Source organism: Curtobacterium sp. NPDC089689 (assembly GCF_044749145.1).
Classification (GTDB): Bacteria; Actinomycetota; Actinomycetes; order Actinomycetales; family Microbacteriaceae; genus Curtobacterium.
The window spans coordinates 1,078,381-1,096,462 of sequence record NZ_JBIVHJ010000001.1 but is presented as its reverse complement, the minus strand read 5'-3'; the positions used below and the strand labels follow the sequence as shown (position 1 = coordinate 1,096,462).

General features: G+C 71.8%; 19 protein-coding genes. 11 read left to right on the top strand and 8 right to left on the bottom strand.

The genetic code is table 11. From position 1 onward, the window contains the following. The first annotated feature begins 44 nt into the window (after positions 1 to 44). From ACIPYW_RS05375 to ACIPYW_RS05335, 9 genes are all read left to right on the top strand, one after another. Positions 45 to 1,136: a GNAT family N-acetyltransferase gene (locus ACIPYW_RS05375; RefSeq protein WP_400411478.1), complete on the top strand. Its 1,092-nt coding sequence runs from the start codon at positions 45 to 47 to the stop codon at positions 1,134 to 1,136. A 102-nt stretch (positions 1,137 to 1,238) separates the two neighbouring features. After that, positions 1,239 to 1,955 carry a GntR family transcriptional regulator gene (locus tag ACIPYW_RS05370; protein WP_400411476.1) on the top strand — a complete coding sequence of 239 codons (717 nt, stop codon included), beginning with the start codon at positions 1,239 to 1,241 and terminating at the stop codon, positions 1,953 to 1,955. A gap of 116 nt (positions 1,956 to 2,071) precedes the next feature. Beyond that, positions 2,072 to 3,088, top strand: coding sequence for a sugar phosphate isomerase/epimerase family protein (locus ACIPYW_RS05365; protein WP_400411474.1), 1,017 nt, complete (start codon positions 2,072 to 2,074; stop codon positions 3,086 to 3,088). Beyond that, on the top strand, positions 3,085 to 4,038 hold the full coding sequence (locus tag ACIPYW_RS05360) for a 3-hydroxyacyl-CoA dehydrogenase family protein (protein ID WP_400411473.1): 954 nt from the start codon (positions 3,085 to 3,087) through the stop codon (positions 4,036 to 4,038). The genes ACIPYW_RS05365 and ACIPYW_RS05360 overlap by 4 nt, the downstream gene beginning before the upstream one ends. An 11-nt stretch (positions 4,039 to 4,049) precedes the next feature. Then, positions 4,050 to 4,811, top strand: a complete 762-nt coding sequence (locus ACIPYW_RS05355) for an SDR family NAD(P)-dependent oxidoreductase (RefSeq protein WP_400411471.1) — start codon at positions 4,050 to 4,052, stop codon at positions 4,809 to 4,811. A gap of 108 nt (positions 4,812 to 4,919) precedes the next feature. Beyond that, positions 4,920 to 6,308, top strand: coding sequence for an MFS transporter (locus ACIPYW_RS05350; protein WP_400411469.1), 1,389 nt, complete (start codon positions 4,920 to 4,922; stop codon positions 6,306 to 6,308). Next, positions 6,305 to 8,032: a dihydroxyacetone kinase family protein gene (locus ACIPYW_RS05345; protein ID WP_400411467.1), complete on the top strand. Its 1,728-nt coding sequence runs from the start codon at positions 6,305 to 6,307 to the stop codon at positions 8,030 to 8,032. The genes ACIPYW_RS05350 and ACIPYW_RS05345 overlap by 4 nt, the downstream gene beginning before the upstream one ends. After that, positions 8,029 to 8,523: a ribose-5-phosphate isomerase gene (locus tag ACIPYW_RS05340; protein ID WP_400411464.1), complete on the top strand. Its 495-nt coding sequence runs from the start codon at positions 8,029 to 8,031 to the stop codon at positions 8,521 to 8,523. Before ACIPYW_RS05345 ends, ACIPYW_RS05340 begins: the two co-directional genes overlap by 4 nt. Further along, positions 8,520 to 9,362: a triose-phosphate isomerase family protein gene (locus tag ACIPYW_RS05335; RefSeq protein ID WP_400411462.1), complete on the top strand. Its 843-nt coding sequence runs from the start codon at positions 8,520 to 8,522 to the stop codon at positions 9,360 to 9,362. The genes ACIPYW_RS05340 and ACIPYW_RS05335 overlap by 4 nt, the downstream gene beginning before the upstream one ends. On the opposite strand, the gene ACIPYW_RS05330 is transcribed toward ACIPYW_RS05335, so the two are convergent. The 7 genes from ACIPYW_RS05330 to ACIPYW_RS05300 all read right to left on the bottom strand — a co-directional run bounded on the left by ACIPYW_RS05330 (position 9,347) and on the right by ACIPYW_RS05300 (position 15,638). Next, the gene (locus tag ACIPYW_RS05330; RefSeq protein WP_290133317.1) at positions 9,347 to 10,102 is read right to left on the bottom strand and encodes an SDR family NAD(P)-dependent oxidoreductase; all 756 of its coding nucleotides are present in this window, start codon (positions 10,100 to 10,102) and stop codon (positions 9,347 to 9,349) included. The two genes, ACIPYW_RS05335 and ACIPYW_RS05330, sit on opposite strands and share 16 nt — an antisense overlap. A 106-nt stretch (positions 10,103 to 10,208) precedes the next feature. Continuing rightward, the gene (locus ACIPYW_RS05325; protein WP_400411460.1) at positions 10,209 to 10,952 is read right to left on the bottom strand and encodes a response regulator; all 744 of its coding nucleotides are present in this window, start codon (positions 10,950 to 10,952) and stop codon (positions 10,209 to 10,211) included. Then, positions 10,949 to 12,157, bottom strand: a complete 1,209-nt coding sequence (locus ACIPYW_RS05320) for a sensor histidine kinase (protein WP_400411457.1) — start codon at positions 12,155 to 12,157, stop codon at positions 10,949 to 10,951. The genes ACIPYW_RS05325 and ACIPYW_RS05320 overlap by 4 nt, the downstream gene beginning before the upstream one ends. 253 nt (positions 12,158 to 12,410) lie before the next feature. Continuing rightward, the gene (locus ACIPYW_RS05315) at positions 12,411 to 12,896 is read right to left on the bottom strand and encodes an AAA family ATPase (RefSeq protein ID WP_400411454.1); all 486 of its coding nucleotides are present in this window, start codon (positions 12,894 to 12,896) and stop codon (positions 12,411 to 12,413) included. A gap of 103 nt (positions 12,897 to 12,999) precedes the next feature. Beyond that, a complete protein-coding gene (locus tag ACIPYW_RS05310; protein ID WP_400411452.1) occupies positions 13,000 to 14,133 on the bottom strand; it encodes a hypothetical protein in 1,134 nt (377 codons plus the stop codon). A 193-nt stretch (positions 14,134 to 14,326) separates the two neighbouring features. Beyond that, on the bottom strand, positions 14,327 to 14,839 hold the full coding sequence (locus tag ACIPYW_RS05305) for a DinB family protein (protein ID WP_400411450.1): 513 nt from the start codon (positions 14,837 to 14,839) through the stop codon (positions 14,327 to 14,329). Between the two features lie 112 nt (positions 14,840 to 14,951). Further along, positions 14,952 to 15,638, bottom strand: coding sequence for an SDR family NAD(P)-dependent oxidoreductase (locus ACIPYW_RS05300; protein WP_400411447.1), 687 nt, complete (start codon positions 15,636 to 15,638; stop codon positions 14,952 to 14,954). 191 nt (positions 15,639 to 15,829) lie between these two features. Here ACIPYW_RS05300 and ACIPYW_RS05295 point away from each other — a divergent pair, with 191 nt between their 5' ends. After that, positions 15,830 to 16,663 (top strand): SDR family oxidoreductase, encoded by an 834-nt coding sequence (locus tag ACIPYW_RS05295; RefSeq protein ID WP_400411445.1) that lies wholly within the window; start codon positions 15,830 to 15,832, stop codon positions 16,661 to 16,663. A gap of 32 nt (positions 16,664 to 16,695) precedes the next feature. Continuing rightward, positions 16,696 to 17,577, top strand: coding sequence for a manganese catalase family protein (locus tag ACIPYW_RS05290; protein ID WP_400411443.1), 882 nt, complete (start codon positions 16,696 to 16,698; stop codon positions 17,575 to 17,577). A 205-nt stretch (positions 17,578 to 17,782) separates the two neighbouring features. Here ACIPYW_RS05290 and ACIPYW_RS05285 read toward each other — a convergent pair whose 3' ends face one another. After that, positions 17,783 to 18,082, bottom strand: coding sequence for a hypothetical protein (locus ACIPYW_RS05285; RefSeq protein WP_400411441.1), 300 nt, complete (start codon positions 18,080 to 18,082; stop codon positions 17,783 to 17,785).

Genomic DNA, 18,082 nt, shown 5'->3' with positions numbered 1-18,082 from the left:
GCAACGATTCGTCGGACACCACGATCCGACCGGAGACTGGACCCATGACCGTCCCGTCCGTGTCCGAGTCCGCCGTCCGCCGTTCCGCTGCCGCCGACCCGCGCGCCGAACGCTGGACCCACGACCACGACGACGACCGCCACGACCGCCGCGACGGCATCGTCGTCGAGTCGAGCGCCCCGGGTGAGCACCTCAGCGCACTGACGCACCCGGGCGAGGTCGAACTGCGGGTGACGGACGACCGAGCGGACGGCGCACCCGGCGCCGACGGCGCGCTCGTCGACGCCGTGGTCGCGACCGCCACCGCCCGGTACGCGTCGGCGCTCGTGGTCGACACCGCCGGGCTCGCGGACGGCACCCGACGCCTCCTCGAGGACCGCGGCTTCGCACCCGACCCCCGCGGTGCGGCCGTCCGCACCCTCGACCTCACGACCGCCGACGACGGCACTCCGACGCGGATGCTCGACAACCCCGCGCTCGCGTCCCTCAACGGCGCCCACGCCCGGTTCGCCGAGCGTCGGGGCGAGATCGTGCGCTACCTGCCGGACGTCTCGGTCTGGGTCGGCATCCCGGTGCACCCGGCCGAGCAGGACTGGGCGGACGTCGCTGCCCTCCTGGGGCCCGGCGCCGGGTTCCGCGTCGACCCGTCCGCGGTGCTGCCGTCCGGCTGGCACGAACTGGAGGACGCCGGGGGCGTGCAGCTCACCGGGGAGGTGGTCCTCGGCGACCCGGACTCCGAGGCGGTCGAGCTGACGCCCGACGACGTCCCCGAGATGCTCGACCTCGTCACCAGGACGAAGCCCGGTCCGTTCCTCCCGCGCACGATCGAGCTCGGCACGTACCTCGGCATCCGTCGCGAGGGCCGGCTCGTCGCGATGGCCGGGGAGCGCCTGCACCCGCCGGGTTGGACCGAGATCAGCGCGGTGTGCACGGACCCGGGGTTCCGCGGTCAAGGGCTCGGACGGCGCCTCGTGCTCGCGGTCGCGCACGGCATCCGGGAGCGCGGCGAGACGCCGATGCTGCACGCCGCGGCGACCAACACGGGTGCGATCGCTCTGTACGAGCACCTCGGGTTCCGCGTGCGGGATCGCGGTGCGATCCGCTTCGCGCAGGTGCCGGACCGGCCGGCGGTCTGACGTGACCACGCGCCGGACGGGAGGCCCGTGGCGGCGCCGCCACGGGCCTCCCGTCCGGCCCCGGGTCACCTTCCGTGATCGTCGATTCTCTATGATCGGACCATGACGAGCACCATGGCCGGGTTCGGCAGCGAGCGGATCACGCAGCTCGGACTGCGCGACCGGGTGTACGACCGCGTGCTCGAGTTCCTCATGGGCCACGACGTCGAGCCGGGCATGCGCCTGTCGATCGACGGGCTCGCCCGGACCCTCGGCGTCTCGCCCACGCCGGTGCGTGAGGCGCTCGTCCAGCTCGAGCGGACCGGTCTCGTCACCCGCGAGGCGAACAAGGGGTACCGCGTCGCCCCGCCCCTCGCCGGCGACCAGCTCGAGGCGCTGTTCGACGCCCGGCTCATCGTCGAGAGCGGCGCCGTCGAACTCGCCGCGCGCGGGGACGTCCAGGCGCTCCGGACCCGGCTCGACGCCGCGCTCGCGGTGCAGTCCGACGTCGCCGCCGAGGTCGCCGCGAACGAGGTCGGGACGGTGCCCGACGAACTCATGGCCCGTTTCTTCCGCAGCGACTGGGACTTCCACCAGGTGCTCTTCGACGCGACGCACAACCCGTTCCTCGAGGAGATGTCCGAGATCATCACCACGCGCGTGCACCGGATGCGGCAGATCGTCGGGGGTGGGGACGACGACACCTCGCGTGCGGTGGCGGAGCACCGGTCGATCCTCGACGCGCTCGCGATCAGCCCGTCGGCGGCGGTGTCGGCGATGCGTGTGCACATCGACAACGTGCGGGTCCGGTCGCGCGCCGACGCGTCACACGGGGCCTGACCGCACGGGGCCCGATCGCGCGAGTCGGGTTGCGCTCCGGCTGTTTCCGAGTATCTTTCCTATAGGAAAGAGGTTCGAGGCCGAACCGCACCGCACGACTGCGAAGGAGCATGCACGTGGCATCACCACAGGACTGGGTCACCCAGGATTGGAACCCGACGACCTGGACCGACGAGACGTGGCCGATCGCCGCCTGCCTGCACGGGTTCGCCCAGGTCACCCGCGACGGGACGGCCTTCCACGACGCGCCCGCCGAGGTCTGGGACGACGTCTTCGCACAGATCGCGGCCGCGGGCTTCTCGCTCGCCGAACTCGCCGACAGCCACATCCGCCCCGCTGACCTCGAGCGGTCCCGGCGTGACGAGCTCTTCGCGGTCGCCGCGGCGCACGGGGTCGGCATCCCCTCCGTGCACCTGCAGCGGAAGAGCGTCATCCAGCCCGGGCACGAAGAGGACAACCTCGCGTACGCGCACCGGACCATCGACGCCGCGGCCGAGTGGGGCATGCAGGTGTTCTCGACGGGCCTGCACCAGCCGTTCACCGAGGCGCAGCGGAAGGCCCTCTGGTTCTGGACGGCACCGGGCCCGAAGGATCCCGACGACCCCGAGGTGTGGGACGCCGCGGTGAAGCGCCTCCGGGAGCTCGGGGAGCACGCCGCGAGCGTCGGACTGCCGATGGCACTCGAGCTGTACGAGGACACCTACCTCGGCACCGCCGACAGCGCGGTCCGCCTGGTCGAGGAGATCGGCCTGGACACCGTCGGCCTGAACGCGGACGTCGCGAACCTCATCCGTCTGCACCGTCCGGTGGAGGACTGGAAGGAGCTCTTCGCGAAGACCCTGCCGTACACGAACTACCTCCACGTCAAGAACTACACGCGCGACGAAGCCGGCGACGGCAGCTGGGCGACGAGTGCGCCGAGCACCATGGAGACCGGACTCATCAACTACCGCCAGGTGCTCCGGGACGCCGTCGCCGACGGGTTCCGCGGCATCGTCATGACGGAGCAGTACGGCGGGGACAGCCTCGGCGTCTGCGCGACCAACCAGCAGTACATCCGATCCGTCCTCGCCACCTCGGTGGTCGGAGCCACCTCGGTGGTCGGGGCGACGAAGCAAGGAGCAACTCGATGAGCACACTCGACATCGCCGTCGTCGGGTCCGGCTACATGGGCGGCGGGATCGCCCAGGTCCTGGCCCTCGCCGGCCACACCGTCCGGATCGCGGACGTCTCGGCCGAGATCGCCGCGTCCAACCGCGCCCGGCTCATCGCCGAGACCGAGCAGTTCGTCGCTGACGGCCTGTTCCCCGCGGACGCCGTGGTGCGGGTGGACGCCCACCTCAGCGCCGCCGACTCCATCGAGGAAGCGGTCGCCACGGCCGACTTCATCGAGGAGGCCGTGCCCGAGAAGCTCGAGATCAAGCACGCCACGCTCCGTCGGATCAGCGAGGCCGCACGCCCGGACGCCGTCATCGGGTCGAACACCTCGACGATCCTCATCGAGTCGCTCGCCGAGGCAGTCGTGGGTCCGGAGCGATTCCTGGGCGTGCACTTCTCGAACCCGGCGCCGTTCATCCCCGGCGTCGAGCTCATCCCGCACCCGACCACGAACGAGCACGCGATCGAGGTCGGCGAGACCGTCGTCGCCGCGACCGGCAAGCAGTCCGCCCGGGTGAAGGACTCCACGGGCTTCGTGCTCAACCGCCTGCAGTACGCCCTGTTCGAGGAAGCGACGAAGATCGCCGACGAGGGCATCGCGAGCCCGGACGACATCGACACCATCGTCCGCACCACCTTCGGGTTCCGCCTGCCGTTCTTCGGCCCGTTCGCGATCGCCGACATGGCCGGGCTCGACGTGTACGCGTTCTGCTTCGAGTCGCTGCAGACCCGCTGGCCGGAGCGCTTCGCCACGCCGCCGTCGCTCCAGCAGCACGTCGACGCCGGTGAACTCGGCACGAAGTCCGGCGCCGGGTACCTCGACGTGCCCGCCGACCGCACGCCCGAGCTGGTCGCCTACCGGAACAAGGCCTACGTCGCGATGCAGAAGCTCCTCGACGACCTCGGCCCGGCCCCGATCCACTGAGGAGACCGAGCATGAGCACCGAGCAGCAGACCGTCGTCCTCACCGGCGCCGCCTCCCCGCGCGGGATCGGCCGGGCCACGGCCCACCACCTCGCCGAGCAGGGCTGGAACGTCGGCATCATCGACCTCGACCAGGCCGCGAGCGAGCAGGTCGCCGCCGACCTCCGCGACCAGCACGGCGTCCAGGCCGTCGGCGCCGGGGCGAACGTCGCGGACGAGGCCGCCGTCCGCGCGGCGTTCGACACGATCGAAGCCGCGCTGCCGCCGATCGCGGCGCTCGTGAACCTCGCGGGCGTCTCGTCCGCGCACGCGTACCTCGACCTGCCCGAGGGGGAGTGGCACCGCGTCCTGAGCATCAACCTCGACGGCGTGCACTTCGCGAGCCTCCGGGCAGCGCAGTCCATGGTCGAGCACGGCTACGGCCGGATCGTCAACCTGTCGTCGGTCTCCGCCCAGCGCGGCGGCGGCACGTTCAGCAAGACGCCGTACTCGGTCGCGAAGGCCGGGGTCATCGGTCTCACCCGTGGCATGGCCCGCGAGCTCGGCCACCGGGGGATCACCGTCAACGCGATCTCGCCCGGTCCGATCGACACCGACATCATGGGCGGCACGCTCTCCGAGGAGCGCAAGACCGCGATGGCGGCCGACGGTGTGCTCCCGCGCATCGGCACCCCGCGGGACATCGCGGCGGCGATCGCCTACCTCATCAGCGAGGACGCTGGGTTCGTCACCGGGCAGACGCTCAACGTCGACGGCGGCCTCTACATGCACTGAAACGCCCACAGGCGTACTGGGCCGACCCGGCCCCGCGACCAGAGCGAGCCGGTGTGCTCGTCGTGAGTCGTGCCTCCAGTCAGACCACCCGATCGCGAAGGAGCGACCGTGTCCGCAACCAGCCCCGCCCTGGGGTCCACCCACGATCCCGCCCTGAAGTCGGCGATCGGCAGAGCGACGAAGCACCTCATGCCGATGCTCGTCATCCTGTACTTCGTCGCCTTCCTCGACCGCACCAACGTCGGGTTCGCCGAAGAGGCCCTCAGCGTCGACCGCAACATCTCCGACGCCGCGTTCGCCCTCGGCGCCGGCATCTTCTTCATCGGCTACGCGATCTTCGAGATCCCGTCGAACCTGCTGCTCAAGCGGTTCGGGGCCCGGTTCTGGCTCGCCCGCATCGCCGTCACGTGGGGCATCGTCGCCGCGCTGTTCTCGTTCACGACGAACGACACGATGTTCATCATCCTGCGCTTCCTGCTCGGCGTGACCGAGGCCGGGCTCTTCCCGGGCGTGATCATGTACCTCTCCGAGTGGTTCCCGAACAAGGTCCGCGTGCGGATGTTCGCGATCTTCTACCTCGCGCAGCCGTTCTCGCAGATGATCGGCGCGCCGCTCTCCGGCGGACTCATCAGCGTCGGCGACCAGGTCACCCCGTTCCACGGCTGGCAGGTCATGTTCTTCGGCGAGGGCATCCTCGCGGTGCTCGCCGGCGTCGCCGCCCTCTTCTTCCTGACGAACAGCCCGCAGCAGGCGAAGTGGCTCGACGACGGGCAGAAGGCATCGCTCACCGCGGCGATGGCCCGCGAGGACACCGCCCGGAACGAGGACGGCCCGAAGGGCATCTGGAAGGCGATGGCCAGCGGCCGCGTCTGGTACTTCACGATCATCTACTTCTGCCTGCAGGTCGCCGTGTACGGCACGACGTTCTACCTGCCGCAGCAGGTGTCGTCGCTCCTCGGGCAGGACGTCGGCTGGCAGGTCGGCCTCGTCGCCGCGATCCCGTGGCTCGTCGGCCTCGTCGCCTGCTACCTCGTCGGCTCGAAGGCGGACACCGTCGGACGGCGTCGTCGCTGGGGCACCATGTTCTACGTCACGACGGGCCTGTCGATCCTCGGGTCGGCGTGGGCGGGCGCGAACGGGCAGCCGATCCTCGGCATCCTGTTCATCACCCTGGCCGTGGCGAGCTTCCTCGCGGTCGGCCCGATCACCTGGGCCTACCCGACGGCGTTCCTCACCGGGGCGGCGGCGGCCGCGGGCATCGGCCTCATCAACTCGCTCGGCAACCTCGGCGGCTTCGTGGCCCCGATCATGCGGACCGCGATCAACGAGGTGGTCCCGACCGACAGCGGCGCGTTCGGCATCGTCTCGCTCGGTGTCCTGGCGTTCGTGGCGGCCGTGATGATCTTCTGCACGAAGTTCTTCCGAGGCGCGAAGGCGGATGATCTGCTCGACACCTCACACGTGGCGACGAGTGCGTCGAAGGAGACGACACGATGACCAGGCTCTTCAACGACCCCGCGGACTTCGCGGACGAGGCGGCGGATGGGTTCGTCCTCGCCAACCAGCGGTGGGTGCGCCGGGTGCACGGCGGTGTGGCCCGCGCCACCACCAGTCCCGACGGCACGGTCGCGGTCGTCGTCGGCGGCGGCTCCGGGCACTACCCGGCGTTCGGCGGACTCGTCGGGCACGGGCTGGCGGCCGGCGCGGCGATGGGCAACCTGTTCGCCAGCCCGTCGGCGCAGCAGGTCGCCGGGGTCGCCCGAGCAGCCGAGCACGGGGGCGGGGTGCTGTTCTCGTACGGCAACTACGCGGGTGACTGCCTGAACTTCGACGCCGCCGCACGCACGCTCGAGGGCGAGGGCATCCCGGTGCGCACCGTCCGGGTCACCGACGACGTCGTGTCCGCACCCACCGACCGCACCGCCGAGCGACGCGGCATCGCCGGCGACCTCTGCGTCTTCAAGGTCGCGGGGGCCGCCGCCGAGGAGGGGCGCAGCCTCGACGACGTCACCGCGGTGGCGTCGCGGGCCAACGACCGGACCCGCTCGTTCGGCGTCGCGTTCTCCGGGTGCTCCCTCCCCGGTGCCGCCGAGCCGCTCTTCGAGGTCCCGGAACACCGGATGGCCATCGGCATGGGCATCCACGGCGAACGCGGCATCGACGAGACCGAGGTGCCCACGGCCGAGGGGCTCGCGTCCCTCCTGGTGTCGCGTCTGCTCGACGAGCTCCCGACGGGCGTCACGGCGTCCGGCGCGCGGGTCGTCCCGATCCTCAACGGCCTCGGCAGCGTCAAGTACGAGGAACTCTTCGTCGTGTACCGCTCGGTGGCCCGTCTGCTCGAGGACGCCGGCGTCGTCATCGTCGAACCCGAGGTCGGCGAGCTCGTCACGAGCTTCGACATGGCGGGCGTCTCGCTCACCCTGTTCTGGCTCGACGAGGAACTCGAACGGCTCTGGGCGGCGCCTGCCGACACCCCCGCGTTCCGCAAGGGGGGTGCGGTCGCAGCCGAGCGGCTGCCGGAGTCCGAGCTCGAGGCGTCCGACGGCATCGAGGTCGGCACCGGCAGCGCGGAGTCGCAGGAGGTCGCGGCACGGGTCGCCGCGGCGCTCGCCGCAGCGCGCCGCGTCGTCGACGAGCACGTCGACGAACTCGGAGAGATGGACGCGGTCGCTGGCGACGGCGACCACGGCATCGGCATGCAGCGCGGGGCGCACGCCGCGGACGCGGCGGCTTCCGGTGCGTTGCACCGCGAGGTCGGTGCCGGTGGCCTCCTCGCGATCGCCGCCGACGCCTGGTCCGACAAGGCCGGCGGGACGTCCGGAGCGATCTGGGGAGCCGCCCTGGAGGCACTGGGTCGCGTCATCGGGGACGAGTCGCGTCCGTCGTCGGCGCAGCTCGCGGAAGCGGTGCACGCCGCGACCACGGCGGTGTCGGCCTTCGGTGCCGTGCCCGGCGACAAGACGATGGTGGACGCCCTCGTGCCGTTCGACGAGGCCTTCGGCGCCGCGGTCGAGGGTGGGGCGTCGACCGCGGACGCCTGGCGCACCGCGGCGTCCGCTGCCCGCGAGGCGGCGGACGCCACGGCCGACCTCGTGCCCCGGAAGGGACGCGCCAAGACCCACGCCGACCAGGCGGTGGGGACGCGGGACCCCGGAGCGGTGTCCTTCGCGTTGATCGTCGAGACGGTGGCCTCGGTCATCGAGGAAGGAGCAGCACGATGACCCTGCGACTGGTGGTCGGATCGGACGATGCCGGCTTCGAGTACAAGGAGGCGATCAAGGCGGACCTGCTCGCGGACGAACGGGTCTCGGACGTCGCCGACGTCGGGGTGGACGCGGACGGGCACACGGCCTACCCGCACGTCGCCGTCGATGCCGCTCGCATGGTCGCGAACGGCGAGGCCGACCGGGCGATCCTGGTCTGCGGCACCGGGCTGGGCGTCGCGATCAGCGCCAACAAGGTCCCGGGCATCCGAGCTGTGACCGCCCACGACAGTTACAGCGTCGAGCGTTCCGTGCTGTCGAACGACGCGCAGGTGCTCTGCATGGGGCAGCGGGTCATCGGGCTGGAACTCGCACGACGGCTGGCGAAGGAGTGGCTCGGGTACGAGTTCGACACGTCCTCCGCCAGCGCCGAGAAGGTCGCGGCGATCTGCTCCTACGACGGCTCGGCGGCCGAGGGCATCGACGCGACGGGGGCCGACCGCGCATGACGCTCGTCGGGGTGTCGCTCAAGACGTACTTCTCCCACGCCCGGACCCTCGACTGGGTCCGGCGGGTGGTGGACATCGCCGAGCGGCACCCCGCCGTGCGTTCCGGGGCCGCGCAGCTCTTCGTGGTCCCGACGTTCCCGGCGCTCGTGCCCGTGCGTGAGGTCATCGGCGATGCTCCGGTCCTGCTCGGGGCGCAGGACCTGGCGTGGGCGGACGAGGGCGCGTTCACGGGCGAGGTCTCCGGCGCCGAGCTCCGTGAGATCGGCGTCGACCTCGTCGAGATCGGCCACGCCGAACGGCGCAGCCTGTTCCACGAGACCGACGAGGACGTCGCGGGGAAGGTGCACGCGGCGTACCGCAACCACCTGCGGCCGCTGGTGTGCGTCGGGGAGCCGCACCTCCCCACCGGCTCGGCCGCCACGTCGCTCCGCAAGCTCCGCGACGCGCCGGAACCGGCCGGCGTGGGCCCAGCCTCCAGTGCGGACGCGATCGCCGAGGTGACCGCGCAGCTGGACCGCTCGCTCGCCACGGCGACCGTGGACGGGCTCGTCGGGCCGCTGATCGTCGCGTACGAGCCGGTGTGGGCGATCGGTGCGCCGGCGCCCGCGCCGGACGACCACATCGTGGACGTGCTCGCCGGGCTCGAGGCGCACCTCGCGTCGCGGCCGGAGCTCGCGGGCAGCACGGTGATCTACGGCGGCAGTGCCGGACCGGGGCTGCTCACCCGTGGGCAGGGCCGGATCGGCGGACTGTTCCTCGGACGGTTCGCCCACGACCCGGCCGCGATCACCACCATCCTCGACGAGGTGCTGACCCTGCCCGGTCAGCGCAGCGAGTAGCCGCCGTCCATCAGCAGCTCGGTCCCGTGGCAGTACGAGGCCGCGTCGCTCAGCAGGAAGTGGATCGCCGCCGCGACCTCGGCCGGCTGCGCGAACCGCCCCGGCACGATGTCCCGCATCCACTCGTCGAACTGGTGGTGCTTCTTCGCGAGGAGCGGTGTGTCCACGTAGCCGGGTGACACGCAGTTCACCCGGATGCCCTCCGACCCCCACTCGACGGCGAGGGTCTTCGTGAGCGCGGTGACGCCCGCCTTCGACACGTTGTAGGCGACCTGCTTCTGCGGGTGGTTCACGACGTGGTTGCCGGACATCGACGCGATGCTCACGATCGCTGCTCCACCGCGCCCCGCCATCACCCGGTGGAGGGCCTGCGAGGTGAGGAACACCCCGACGAGGTTGACGTCGAGGACCCCGCGGAACTGTTCGGCGGACATCTCCGCCGCGGCGACGTCGTCCTCGACGATGCCCGCCGCGTTGACCAGGTCGATGCGGCCGGGGTGCTCGGAGCCGACCCGGTCCGCGAACGCGCGCAGGGACTCCGGATCGGTGATGTCGACCGTGTCCGACGTCACGCCCGCGGGGACGTCGGTCGGTTCCCGGAGGTCGACCGCGACCACTTCGGCGCCGGCGGCGTGGAGGCGGCGCACGACCTCGCGGCCGATGCCGCCGGCCGCTCCGGTCACCACCACCGTCCGGTCCGTCAGGTCGCGGGCCACGGTCGTCGTCTGGTCGATCGTCATTGATCGCCCCTCTCTGCCCGGCGCACCGGGCGTCGTTCGGTCGGTGTCCGGGACGGTACCCGGCGACACCTGACGTGCGTCCGTGCCGCGTCCGCCGCGTCCGCCGCTACGCCTCGTCGCGTGCGCCCGCGAGCCCGTGGTCGTGTGCGTAGACGACCAGCTGCACCCGGTCGCGGAGCTGGAGCTTCCCCAGGATGCTCGAGATCTGGGTCTTCACGGTCGACTCGGTGACGAACTCCTTCGCGGCGATCTCGGCGTTCGACAGACCCCGCGACGCCCAACCGAACACGATGCGCTCGCGGTCGGAGAGCATCTGGAACTCCTGCGGTTGCGGCTTCGGCGCACGCTCGACGTCGGCGCCGAACAGCTGCGCGAGGTCGTTCGGGGCGATCACCGAACTGCCCTCGTGCACGGCGCGGATGGCCGCGAACAGGAACGGCGGCGTCGTGTCCTTGAGGAGGAACCCGCTGGCACCGAGCCGGATCGCGGTCGCTGCCGCCGGGTCGAGGCCGAACGTCGTCAGGACGATCACGCGGGGGATCGGGCCGTCGACCGCGCCGGAGAACAGCTGTCGGACGGTCTCGACGCCGTCCATGCCCGCCATCCGCATGTCGAGCAGCATCACGTCCGGACGGACGTCGGGGATGGCTGCGAGGGCCTCCGCGCCGTCCGATGCCTCACCCACCACGACCATGTCGTCCTGGGCGTCGAGCACGACACGGAGCCCCGCGCGGAAGAGCGCCTGGTCGTCGGTGAGCAGGACGCGGATGGGCGCCGGTCCCGTCGCGTCGGTGCTGGCCGGACCGCGGGCCGGGTCGGCGGCGGCTGCGTGGTCGGTCGTGTCGATCATCGGTGGTTCCCCCCTGGGATGTCGATCGGGATGCGGGCGCGGGCGACGAACACGTCGTCGAGGACCGCGGCGTCGAAGGAGCCGTCGAGCGCGGCGAGTCGGGAACGCATGCCGTCGACCCCGCGGCCGGATCCCCCGGTGGCACCACCGCCGACGACGTTCTCGACCTCGAGCACGAGGTCCGCGGAGCGCCAGGTCTCCCGGACGGTGACGGGCATGCCGGGAGCGCCGTGCCGGAGCGCGTTCGTGAGCATCTCCTGCAGCACCCGACGGGCAGCGGTGCCGGCGTCGGGGCCGAACGTGCGCGGGACGCCGCGGACGGTGTGCTCCACGGTGACCCCGGCGTCACGGATGCCCTGCACGATCTCGTCGAGCGTCGCCGGACCGGCGTCCCCGGTGCCGTCGATCTGCCCGAGGACCTGCCGGACCTCCATGAGCGAACTGCGCGCGGTGCTGGCGATCGTGGCGCTGACCTCGCGCACCCGTGCCTCGTCGGCGAGGAACGGCACCGAGTCGGCCTGGGCGATGATCACGGCGAGGGAGTGACCCACGACATCGTGGACGTCCCGGGCGATCGCCGCTCGGATCCGCTCGGACTCCGCGACGTCGATGGCACGGGTGGCGGTGGCCTCGGCCTCGGTGGCGACGGCCTCCGCTCGGGACCGCGCGGCCTCGGCGTGGGCGCGTCGCTCGGACTCGCGGTCGCGGGAGCGGAACGCCCGCACGGCCAGCCCGCCGGCCCACACCGCGAGCAGCGCCGCCGCGGGGGCCGCCATCGCCAGGAAGGCCTGGTCGCGCGGCCCGTTCACGAGCACGGCGAACCGGAACCCGGTGACGGTCAGGTACAGCGTCGCGCCGACACCGGTGACGAACGCGAGCAGTCCGGAGAGGACGACCTCGGCGCGGGTCCCGACGATCGCGGTCGTCCCGATGACGACGAAGATCGCGAGGTCCACGAGCGACGGACGCTCGCCCCCGGCCACCTGCACGAAGCCGAGCGCGACCACGAGCAGCATCGCGACGGACGGCGAGATGCGTCGCACGGCGATGGCCCCGGCCGCGGCGACGACGGCGAGGATGCTGGCGTGCTCGAGCTCGAGGTCGACGGGGGCGAGGAACGCGAGCGCCGCGACGACCGCCCAGACCACGTCGACGACGATCGAGCGCGTGGCGAGCGGTCGGATGAACGTGCGCCCTTCCGTCACGGGTCCGATCATCGCACGGAGGGGTCCGTCACCCGGCTGCGCGTGGGGACGGCCCCGCGGGTCGCCCCGCGCTTCACGCCACCGGTGACATCGCGACGAGCGCCCACGCGGTGACGACGACGATCCCGGCGCAGACCGACAGGGTGGCGATGACGTGCTTGATCGAGGAGTCCATGCTCCTCAGCCTCGGCGATCCCGGGCCGCCGGGCATCGGGCGGACGGCCGAAGCGCATCCGTCGCGGGGACGAACGGTTCAGCGCGCGAGGGCTGCCAGGTCCGCGACGACGTCGTCCAGCGGCCGGGTCGCGTCGAGCTCGTGCGTGCACCCGGCGCGGAGCAGCGGCAGCACCTCGGCGCAGTCCGCCGCGATCATCGCCCGCTCCACGTCGGTCTTCCCGTACGGGTTCGTCGTCCGCCGCGCGACCCGTTCGAGCAGGACGTCGAACGGTGCGCTGAGGAGCACGACCGCATCGAAGCGGTCGTACCAGCGGCCCTGGTTGCGGACGCAGCCCTGGACGAAGAGCGACCGGCCGTCGTCCTCGTCGAGCAGCGCCGTCATCCGGTCCTCGGCCCAGAGCCACTCGCCGCGGTGTGCCTCGTCGAACGGGTGCGGGTACGGGTGGTACTCGCGCCAGCCCGGGTCGTCGGTGTCCACGACGCGGTGACCGAACGTGGCCAGCCGCTCCAGCGCCGAGGACTTGCCCGTCCCCGACATCCCGGTGATCAGCACCTTCGCCACGACGGGGAGCCTAGCGGGGCAACGGGGTGACCACTCGCCGCTGCGACGACCACGGACCCGCCACGACTCTCGTGACGGGTCCGTGGTCGCGAGCTCCCGAGGATCAGCCGACCTTGCTCCAGGTACCGCAGCCGGAGGACTCGAAGACCGAGACGTCAGAGCCGATCCGGACCGTCGTGGACCCACGGCCGTCGATGAAGTCGTTCGCGATGACGTCCTCGAAGCGACCGGACGCGCGGCTGCTCGTCTCCCAGTAGCAGCCGTCCGTGAACGACGCCCGCCACGTGCCGGCAGCGATCTGCTGTCCGACCTTGAAGACGCCGTCCGCAGGCATCTTCGTCAGTCGGGGCGCGCTGGCGATCGGGTACCACGATCCGCAATCCGAGAAGGAGACGTACCGGTCCGACGAAGCGATGGTGATGATGCGCTGACCACTCCCGAAGGAGTTCCCGATGATCTCCTCGAAGCTGCCGCTCGCGCCGCTCAGTCGCGCCCAGTAGCAGCCGCTCGTCGAGCCGGAGAAGTACGTGCCCGGCTTGATCTTCGACCCGACGGCGTACGTGCCGTTGCCGGAGAACGCTGCGCTGCGGGTCACCTTGGCGGTCACCGTGGTCCGCGCGCTGCCGTCCTGGTAGCCGGCCTTCGAGACGATGACCCGGGCTGCAAGCGTTGCACCGAAGTCGCTGCCCGACACGGTGTGTGACTTCTTCGTCTGGCCGCTGATCACCGAGCCGTTGCGGAGCCACTGGTACCGCACCGAGAGCCCGGACCGGTTCCACGAGCCGTTCGTCGTCGTCAGCGTGCTCCCGACCTTCGCGGACCCGGTCAGCTTCGGGGCGACGGTCATCTTCGGTGCATCGCCCTTCGCGACGACCCCGAGGTCCTTCGTCCGCGTGGCCTTCGCGTACCCGCTCCGGGATCCGATGATCATCAACGAGAGACGGTGCCCGCTGTCCCCGGCCGCGGGCGTGTACGTGGACCGCGTCGCGCCGGTGATGGCCTTCCCGTCGCGGAGCCAGCGGTACCCCTTGGCCGTCGGAGCGGGCCGCCAGGTGGGGAACACCGCGGTGATCGTGCTGCCGACCTTCACCGCGCCGGTCGCCCGAGGGGCCTGGGTGGTGAAGGTCGCTGCGGCGCTCGCCGGGGTGGTGCCGGCGAGCACGGTCACGGACGCGATGCCGAGTCCGAGGAGGGCGAGGAGAGCGCGTCCACGGGACGCGCTTCGGGTGGGAGACATGTCGATCCGTTCTCGGATGCTGGGCAGGGGCACAGGAAGTGCCGGCCCAGCCTAGGAGAGCAGTGCTCAACTTGGGGAGCCCCTGAAAGGAGGGTGACGGAAACCTGCGGCTTCCCGCAGAAATGTCGGGCGACCAGCGTGCGGACATGGTCGACATCAGCCACGAGACCCCGCCCGAGACCGACCGACCCGACTACTGGGGGTACCCGGCGTCGCTCGCCACCGAGGCCGTCTCCGTGGTCCGGGAGCTCCGGCCCGGTCGCGCGGCGTAGAGGTCCCGGAGGAGCGCCGCCTCGGCACCGTGGTGGATCAGCTCGTCCGCCACGTGCAGCACGAACGACCGCTTCGTCGACTCGGCGTACGGACCAGCGACGGCGCCCATCGGCTCGGAGGCGGAGTCGCCCACCTCCGTCGCGGCCGCCAGGAACACCCTGATCGCCGTGCCGAGTCCCGCGAGCGCCTCGGCGGCGGTCGTCGGGGTGCCCGGCATCGGTCCGGTCGACGGCGCGAGCCCCAGCCACTCGCGGTTCCGGCTGGCCGTGAGCACCTCGACGACGTGGTCGAGCCGCCACCGCACGGTGACCTCCGCGTCCCCGGCGATCGGCTGCCATGCCCACTCGTCGTCGGAGAGCCCTTCCATCCGGTCCGTCAGCCGCCCACCGGCGTACTCGACGAGTCCGACCACGTCCTGCTCCGCAGTGTCCATGCCCCATCTTGACCCTGCACCGGGCGCACGGACAGGGTGCTGACGCACCACGGGACGGACGGGAGGCACGGGGCGGGCCCGCCACGGGCCTCCCGTCCGCCGCGACGCGGCTTCAGACGACGACGGAGCCGAGCATCCGGTGCGCGATCGAGATCGACTCCCCGCTCAGCGCCGAGAGCGGCGACGACAGGAACGCGACGAGGTCGGCGATCTGCTGCGGGCTCGACTCGCCGCCGGCTCCGCGCTGCACCTCCGACGAGGGGTCGTCGGTGACGGTCCCGGGGTTGACCACGTTCACGGCGACGCCGGACCCGGCGAAGTCGTCGGCGAGGTTCTTCGCGACGACGTTCGTCGCGGTGTTCCGCAGCGACGCGGTGATGTTGCCCGCGATGTAGGCGTTCTGACCGCTCACGACGACGACCCGGCCGAAGCCCGCCTCGCGCTGGTGCGGGAGCACGGCGTTCGCGACGCGGAGGAAGCCGAGCGCCTTGCCGTCGATCGCCTCGGCGACGTGCTCCGGGTCGGACCCCCGGGCAGGGTCGAGGGTCTGCGCGCTCGGGGCCGCCGTGACCACGAGCACGTCGATCCGCCCGTGCCGCTCGAGCACCGACGCGACCCCGGCGTCCACGGACGCCTGCGACGCGGTGTCCATCGACACGCTGTCGTCGTCGTCCCCGGCGCTCCGGGATGCCACCACGACGGTCGCCCCCTCGGCCCGGAGCCGTGCGGCGACGGCACGACCGATGTAACCCTTCCCTCCGACGACGAGCGCGACACGTTCCGAGAGCTGCAGGTCCATGCCGGCCACGCTACGCGCGGCCCGTCGGGCCGGTGCCCGCGCGATCCGGCCACACCCGCCGCGCGATCCGGCCACACCCGCCGCGCGATCGGGCCACTCCCGGACGGCCGCCCAGTGCGGCGCGCCGACCATCGGCCGAACCGAGCGGTCCTCGGACGAAGCGGATCGCGCACCACTGATCAGGAGGCGACATGACCGACCGACAGCAGCCCCCGGGCAGCGACCAGGAGCTCAGCCCGACGGCGGACCACGGCGAGCAGTCGTACCGCGGGTCCGGCAAGCTCACGGGCAAGCGGGCGGTCATCACCGGCGGGGACAGCGGCATCGGCAAGGCGGTCGCGATCGCCTTCGCCCGCGAGGGTGCCGACGTGCTCATCAGCTACCTCCCCGACGAGGAGGACGACGCGCAGGACACGAAGCGCTGGGTCGAGGAGGCGGGGCGGACGGCGGTCCTGCTGCCCGGCGACGTCAGCGACCCCGCGTACTGCCGGTCCGTCGTCGCCACCGCGGTCGAGCGGCTCGGTGGGCTCGACGTCCTCGTGAACAACGCGGCGTACCAGATGACGCACGAGACGATCGAGGAGATCAGCGACGAGGAGCGGGACCACACCCTCGCGACCAACCTCAGCGCCTACTTCCACCTCGTCAAGGCCGCGCTGCCGCACCTCGGCCCCGGCTCGGCGATCATCGGGTCGAGCTCGGTGAACTCGGACGACCCGAAGCCCGACCTCGCGCCGTACGACGTCACGAAGGCGGGCGTCGCGAACCTCTCGGCAGCGCTGGCGCAGCTGCTCGGCCCGCGTGGCATCCGTGTCAACAGCGTCGCGCCCGGGCCGATCTGGACGCCGCTCATCCCCTCGACCATGCCTCCGGAGGAGGTCGAGCAGTTCGGGAAGCAGACCCCGCTCGGCCGTCCCGGACAGCCCGCTGAGCTCGCCCCGGTCTACGTGCTGCTCGCGAGCGACGACGGCAGCTACGTCTCCGGTGCGCGCGTCGCCGTCACCGGCGGCACCCCGATCCTCTGAACCGCACCACCGAACGAAGACAGGAGCACGATTTGTACTTCCACAAGCAGGAACTCCAGTTCAAGTCCACGCCCGACAAGCCCGACGCCGTCTACGCGCGCAAGCTGCAGGAGGTGCTCGGCGGTCAGTACGGCGAGATCACCGTCGCCCTGCAGTACCAGTTCCAGGCGTGGAACATGCACATGCCCGGCAAGTACCGCGACCTGGTGTTCGGCATCGGCGCGGAGGAGATGGGCCACGTCGAGATGCTCGCGACGATGATCGCGCAGCTGCTCGAGAAGAGCCCGCTCGGCATCACCGAGGACGCCGTGCAGGACGACCCGACGGTCGCGGCGATCGTCGGTGGCACGGACGTCCAGCAGGGCATCGTCGCCGGTGCCGGCGCACGTCCGGTCGACAGCAACGGCAACCCGTGGCAGGGGTCGTTCATCACCGCGAGCGGCAACCTGCTCGCCGACTTCACGGCGAACGCGAACGCCGAGATGCAGGGGCGCGTGCAGGTCGCGCGGCTCTACCACCAGACCGACGACGCCGGGGTCCGGGACCTCCTGTCGTTCCTGCTCGCGCGCGACACCATGCACCAGAACATGTGGGCGACGGCCGCCGCGGAACTCCGCGAGAAGGGCATCGAGGACTTCCCGGTGCCGAGCAACTTCCCGCAGGCGAAGGAGAACCAGGAGGTCAACTACCAGTACCTCAACTTCTCCGACGGCAAGGAGGCGGCGAACGGCCCGTGGGCGAGTGGCCCCTCGTTCGACGGCAAGGGCGAGTACACGTACCACGACGGTCCGACGACCACGTCGCCGATGCCGCCGCCCACGCACCCGGACGTCCGCTTCTACGGCACGACCGAGCTCCCGAACGTCGTCGAGAAGACGGCCGGCACGGTGCAGGACAAGCTCAACAAGGAGTAGTCCGCGGAACGGGACGCGCGCGTTTCGACGTGGCACCCGTCGATCGACCGGTGCGATGTCGGAACGCGCGCGTTTCGTTGACTGACGGGGCGGACGGACGGGAGGCGCGGTGCCGGTTGGCGCCCCTCCCTCGCAGGCTCGGTCGGCGCGCCCCGCGCAACGCTTCGCGTTGCCGCTGAGCGGGGCGCGCCCGTCCGTCATGCGGTCACCGCGCGGTCGTCGCGATCGTCCCGGTCTCGTCCGCCGGTTCCGGCGGCGGGGCGAAGACGCCGTCGTAGAGCCGGACGACGTTCCACCCGGCCGTGAGCGCCGCCGTCCCGAGGACGGCGGCCACCCACGGCACGAACCCGGAGAACGCGCTCGGTGCGACCACCCACGCGAGGAACGCGCCGACCGTGCTGCCGGTCGCCCCGAGCACGAGGGCGACCCGCCTGTCCAGACTCGTCGCGGTGAGCGCGGCGGTCACGGCCCCGATCGCGAGCAGCGCGTTCAGGAGTGCTGCCAT

Excerpts from the sequence above, each read along its gene's own strand:
- ACIPYW_RS05295 (WP_400411445.1), top strand. The coding sequence starts at position 15,830 with ATGACCGACCGACAGCAGCCCCCGGGCAGCGACCAGGAGCTCAGCCCG.
- ACIPYW_RS05305 (WP_400411450.1), bottom strand. The coding sequence starts at position 14,839 with ATGGACACTGCGGAGCAGGACGTGGTCGGACTCGTCGAGTACGCCGGT.
- ACIPYW_RS05285 (WP_400411441.1), bottom strand. The coding sequence starts at position 18,082 with ATGGCAGCACTCCTGAACGCGCTGCTCGCGATCGGGGCCGTGACCGCC.
- ACIPYW_RS05375 (WP_400411478.1), top strand. The coding sequence starts at position 45 with ATGACCGTCCCGTCCGTGTCCGAGTCCGCCGTCCGCCGTTCCGCTGCC.
- ACIPYW_RS05325 (WP_400411460.1), bottom strand. The coding sequence starts at position 10,952 with ATGATCGACACGACCGACCACGCAGCCGCCGCCGACCCGGCCCGCGGT.
- ACIPYW_RS05355 (WP_400411471.1), top strand. The coding sequence starts at position 4,050 with ATGAGCACCGAGCAGCAGACCGTCGTCCTCACCGGCGCCGCCTCCCCG.
- ACIPYW_RS05345 (WP_400411467.1), top strand. The coding sequence starts at position 6,305 with ATGACCAGGCTCTTCAACGACCCCGCGGACTTCGCGGACGAGGCGGCG.
- ACIPYW_RS05360 (WP_400411473.1), top strand. The coding sequence starts at position 3,085 with ATGAGCACACTCGACATCGCCGTCGTCGGGTCCGGCTACATGGGCGGC.
- ACIPYW_RS05330 (WP_290133317.1), bottom strand. The coding sequence starts at position 10,102 with ATGACGATCGACCAGACGACGACCGTGGCCCGCGACCTGACGGACCGG.
- ACIPYW_RS05335 (WP_400411462.1), top strand. The coding sequence starts at position 8,520 with ATGACGCTCGTCGGGGTGTCGCTCAAGACGTACTTCTCCCACGCCCGG.
- ACIPYW_RS05370 (WP_400411476.1), top strand. The coding sequence starts at position 1,239 with ATGACGAGCACCATGGCCGGGTTCGGCAGCGAGCGGATCACGCAGCTC.
- ACIPYW_RS05310 (WP_400411452.1), bottom strand. The coding sequence starts at position 14,133 with ATGTCTCCCACCCGAAGCGCGTCCCGTGGACGCGCTCTCCTCGCCCTC.
- ACIPYW_RS05300 (WP_400411447.1), bottom strand. The coding sequence starts at position 15,638 with ATGGACCTGCAGCTCTCGGAACGTGTCGCGCTCGTCGTCGGAGGGAAG.
- ACIPYW_RS05340 (WP_400411464.1), top strand. The coding sequence starts at position 8,029 with ATGACCCTGCGACTGGTGGTCGGATCGGACGATGCCGGCTTCGAGTAC.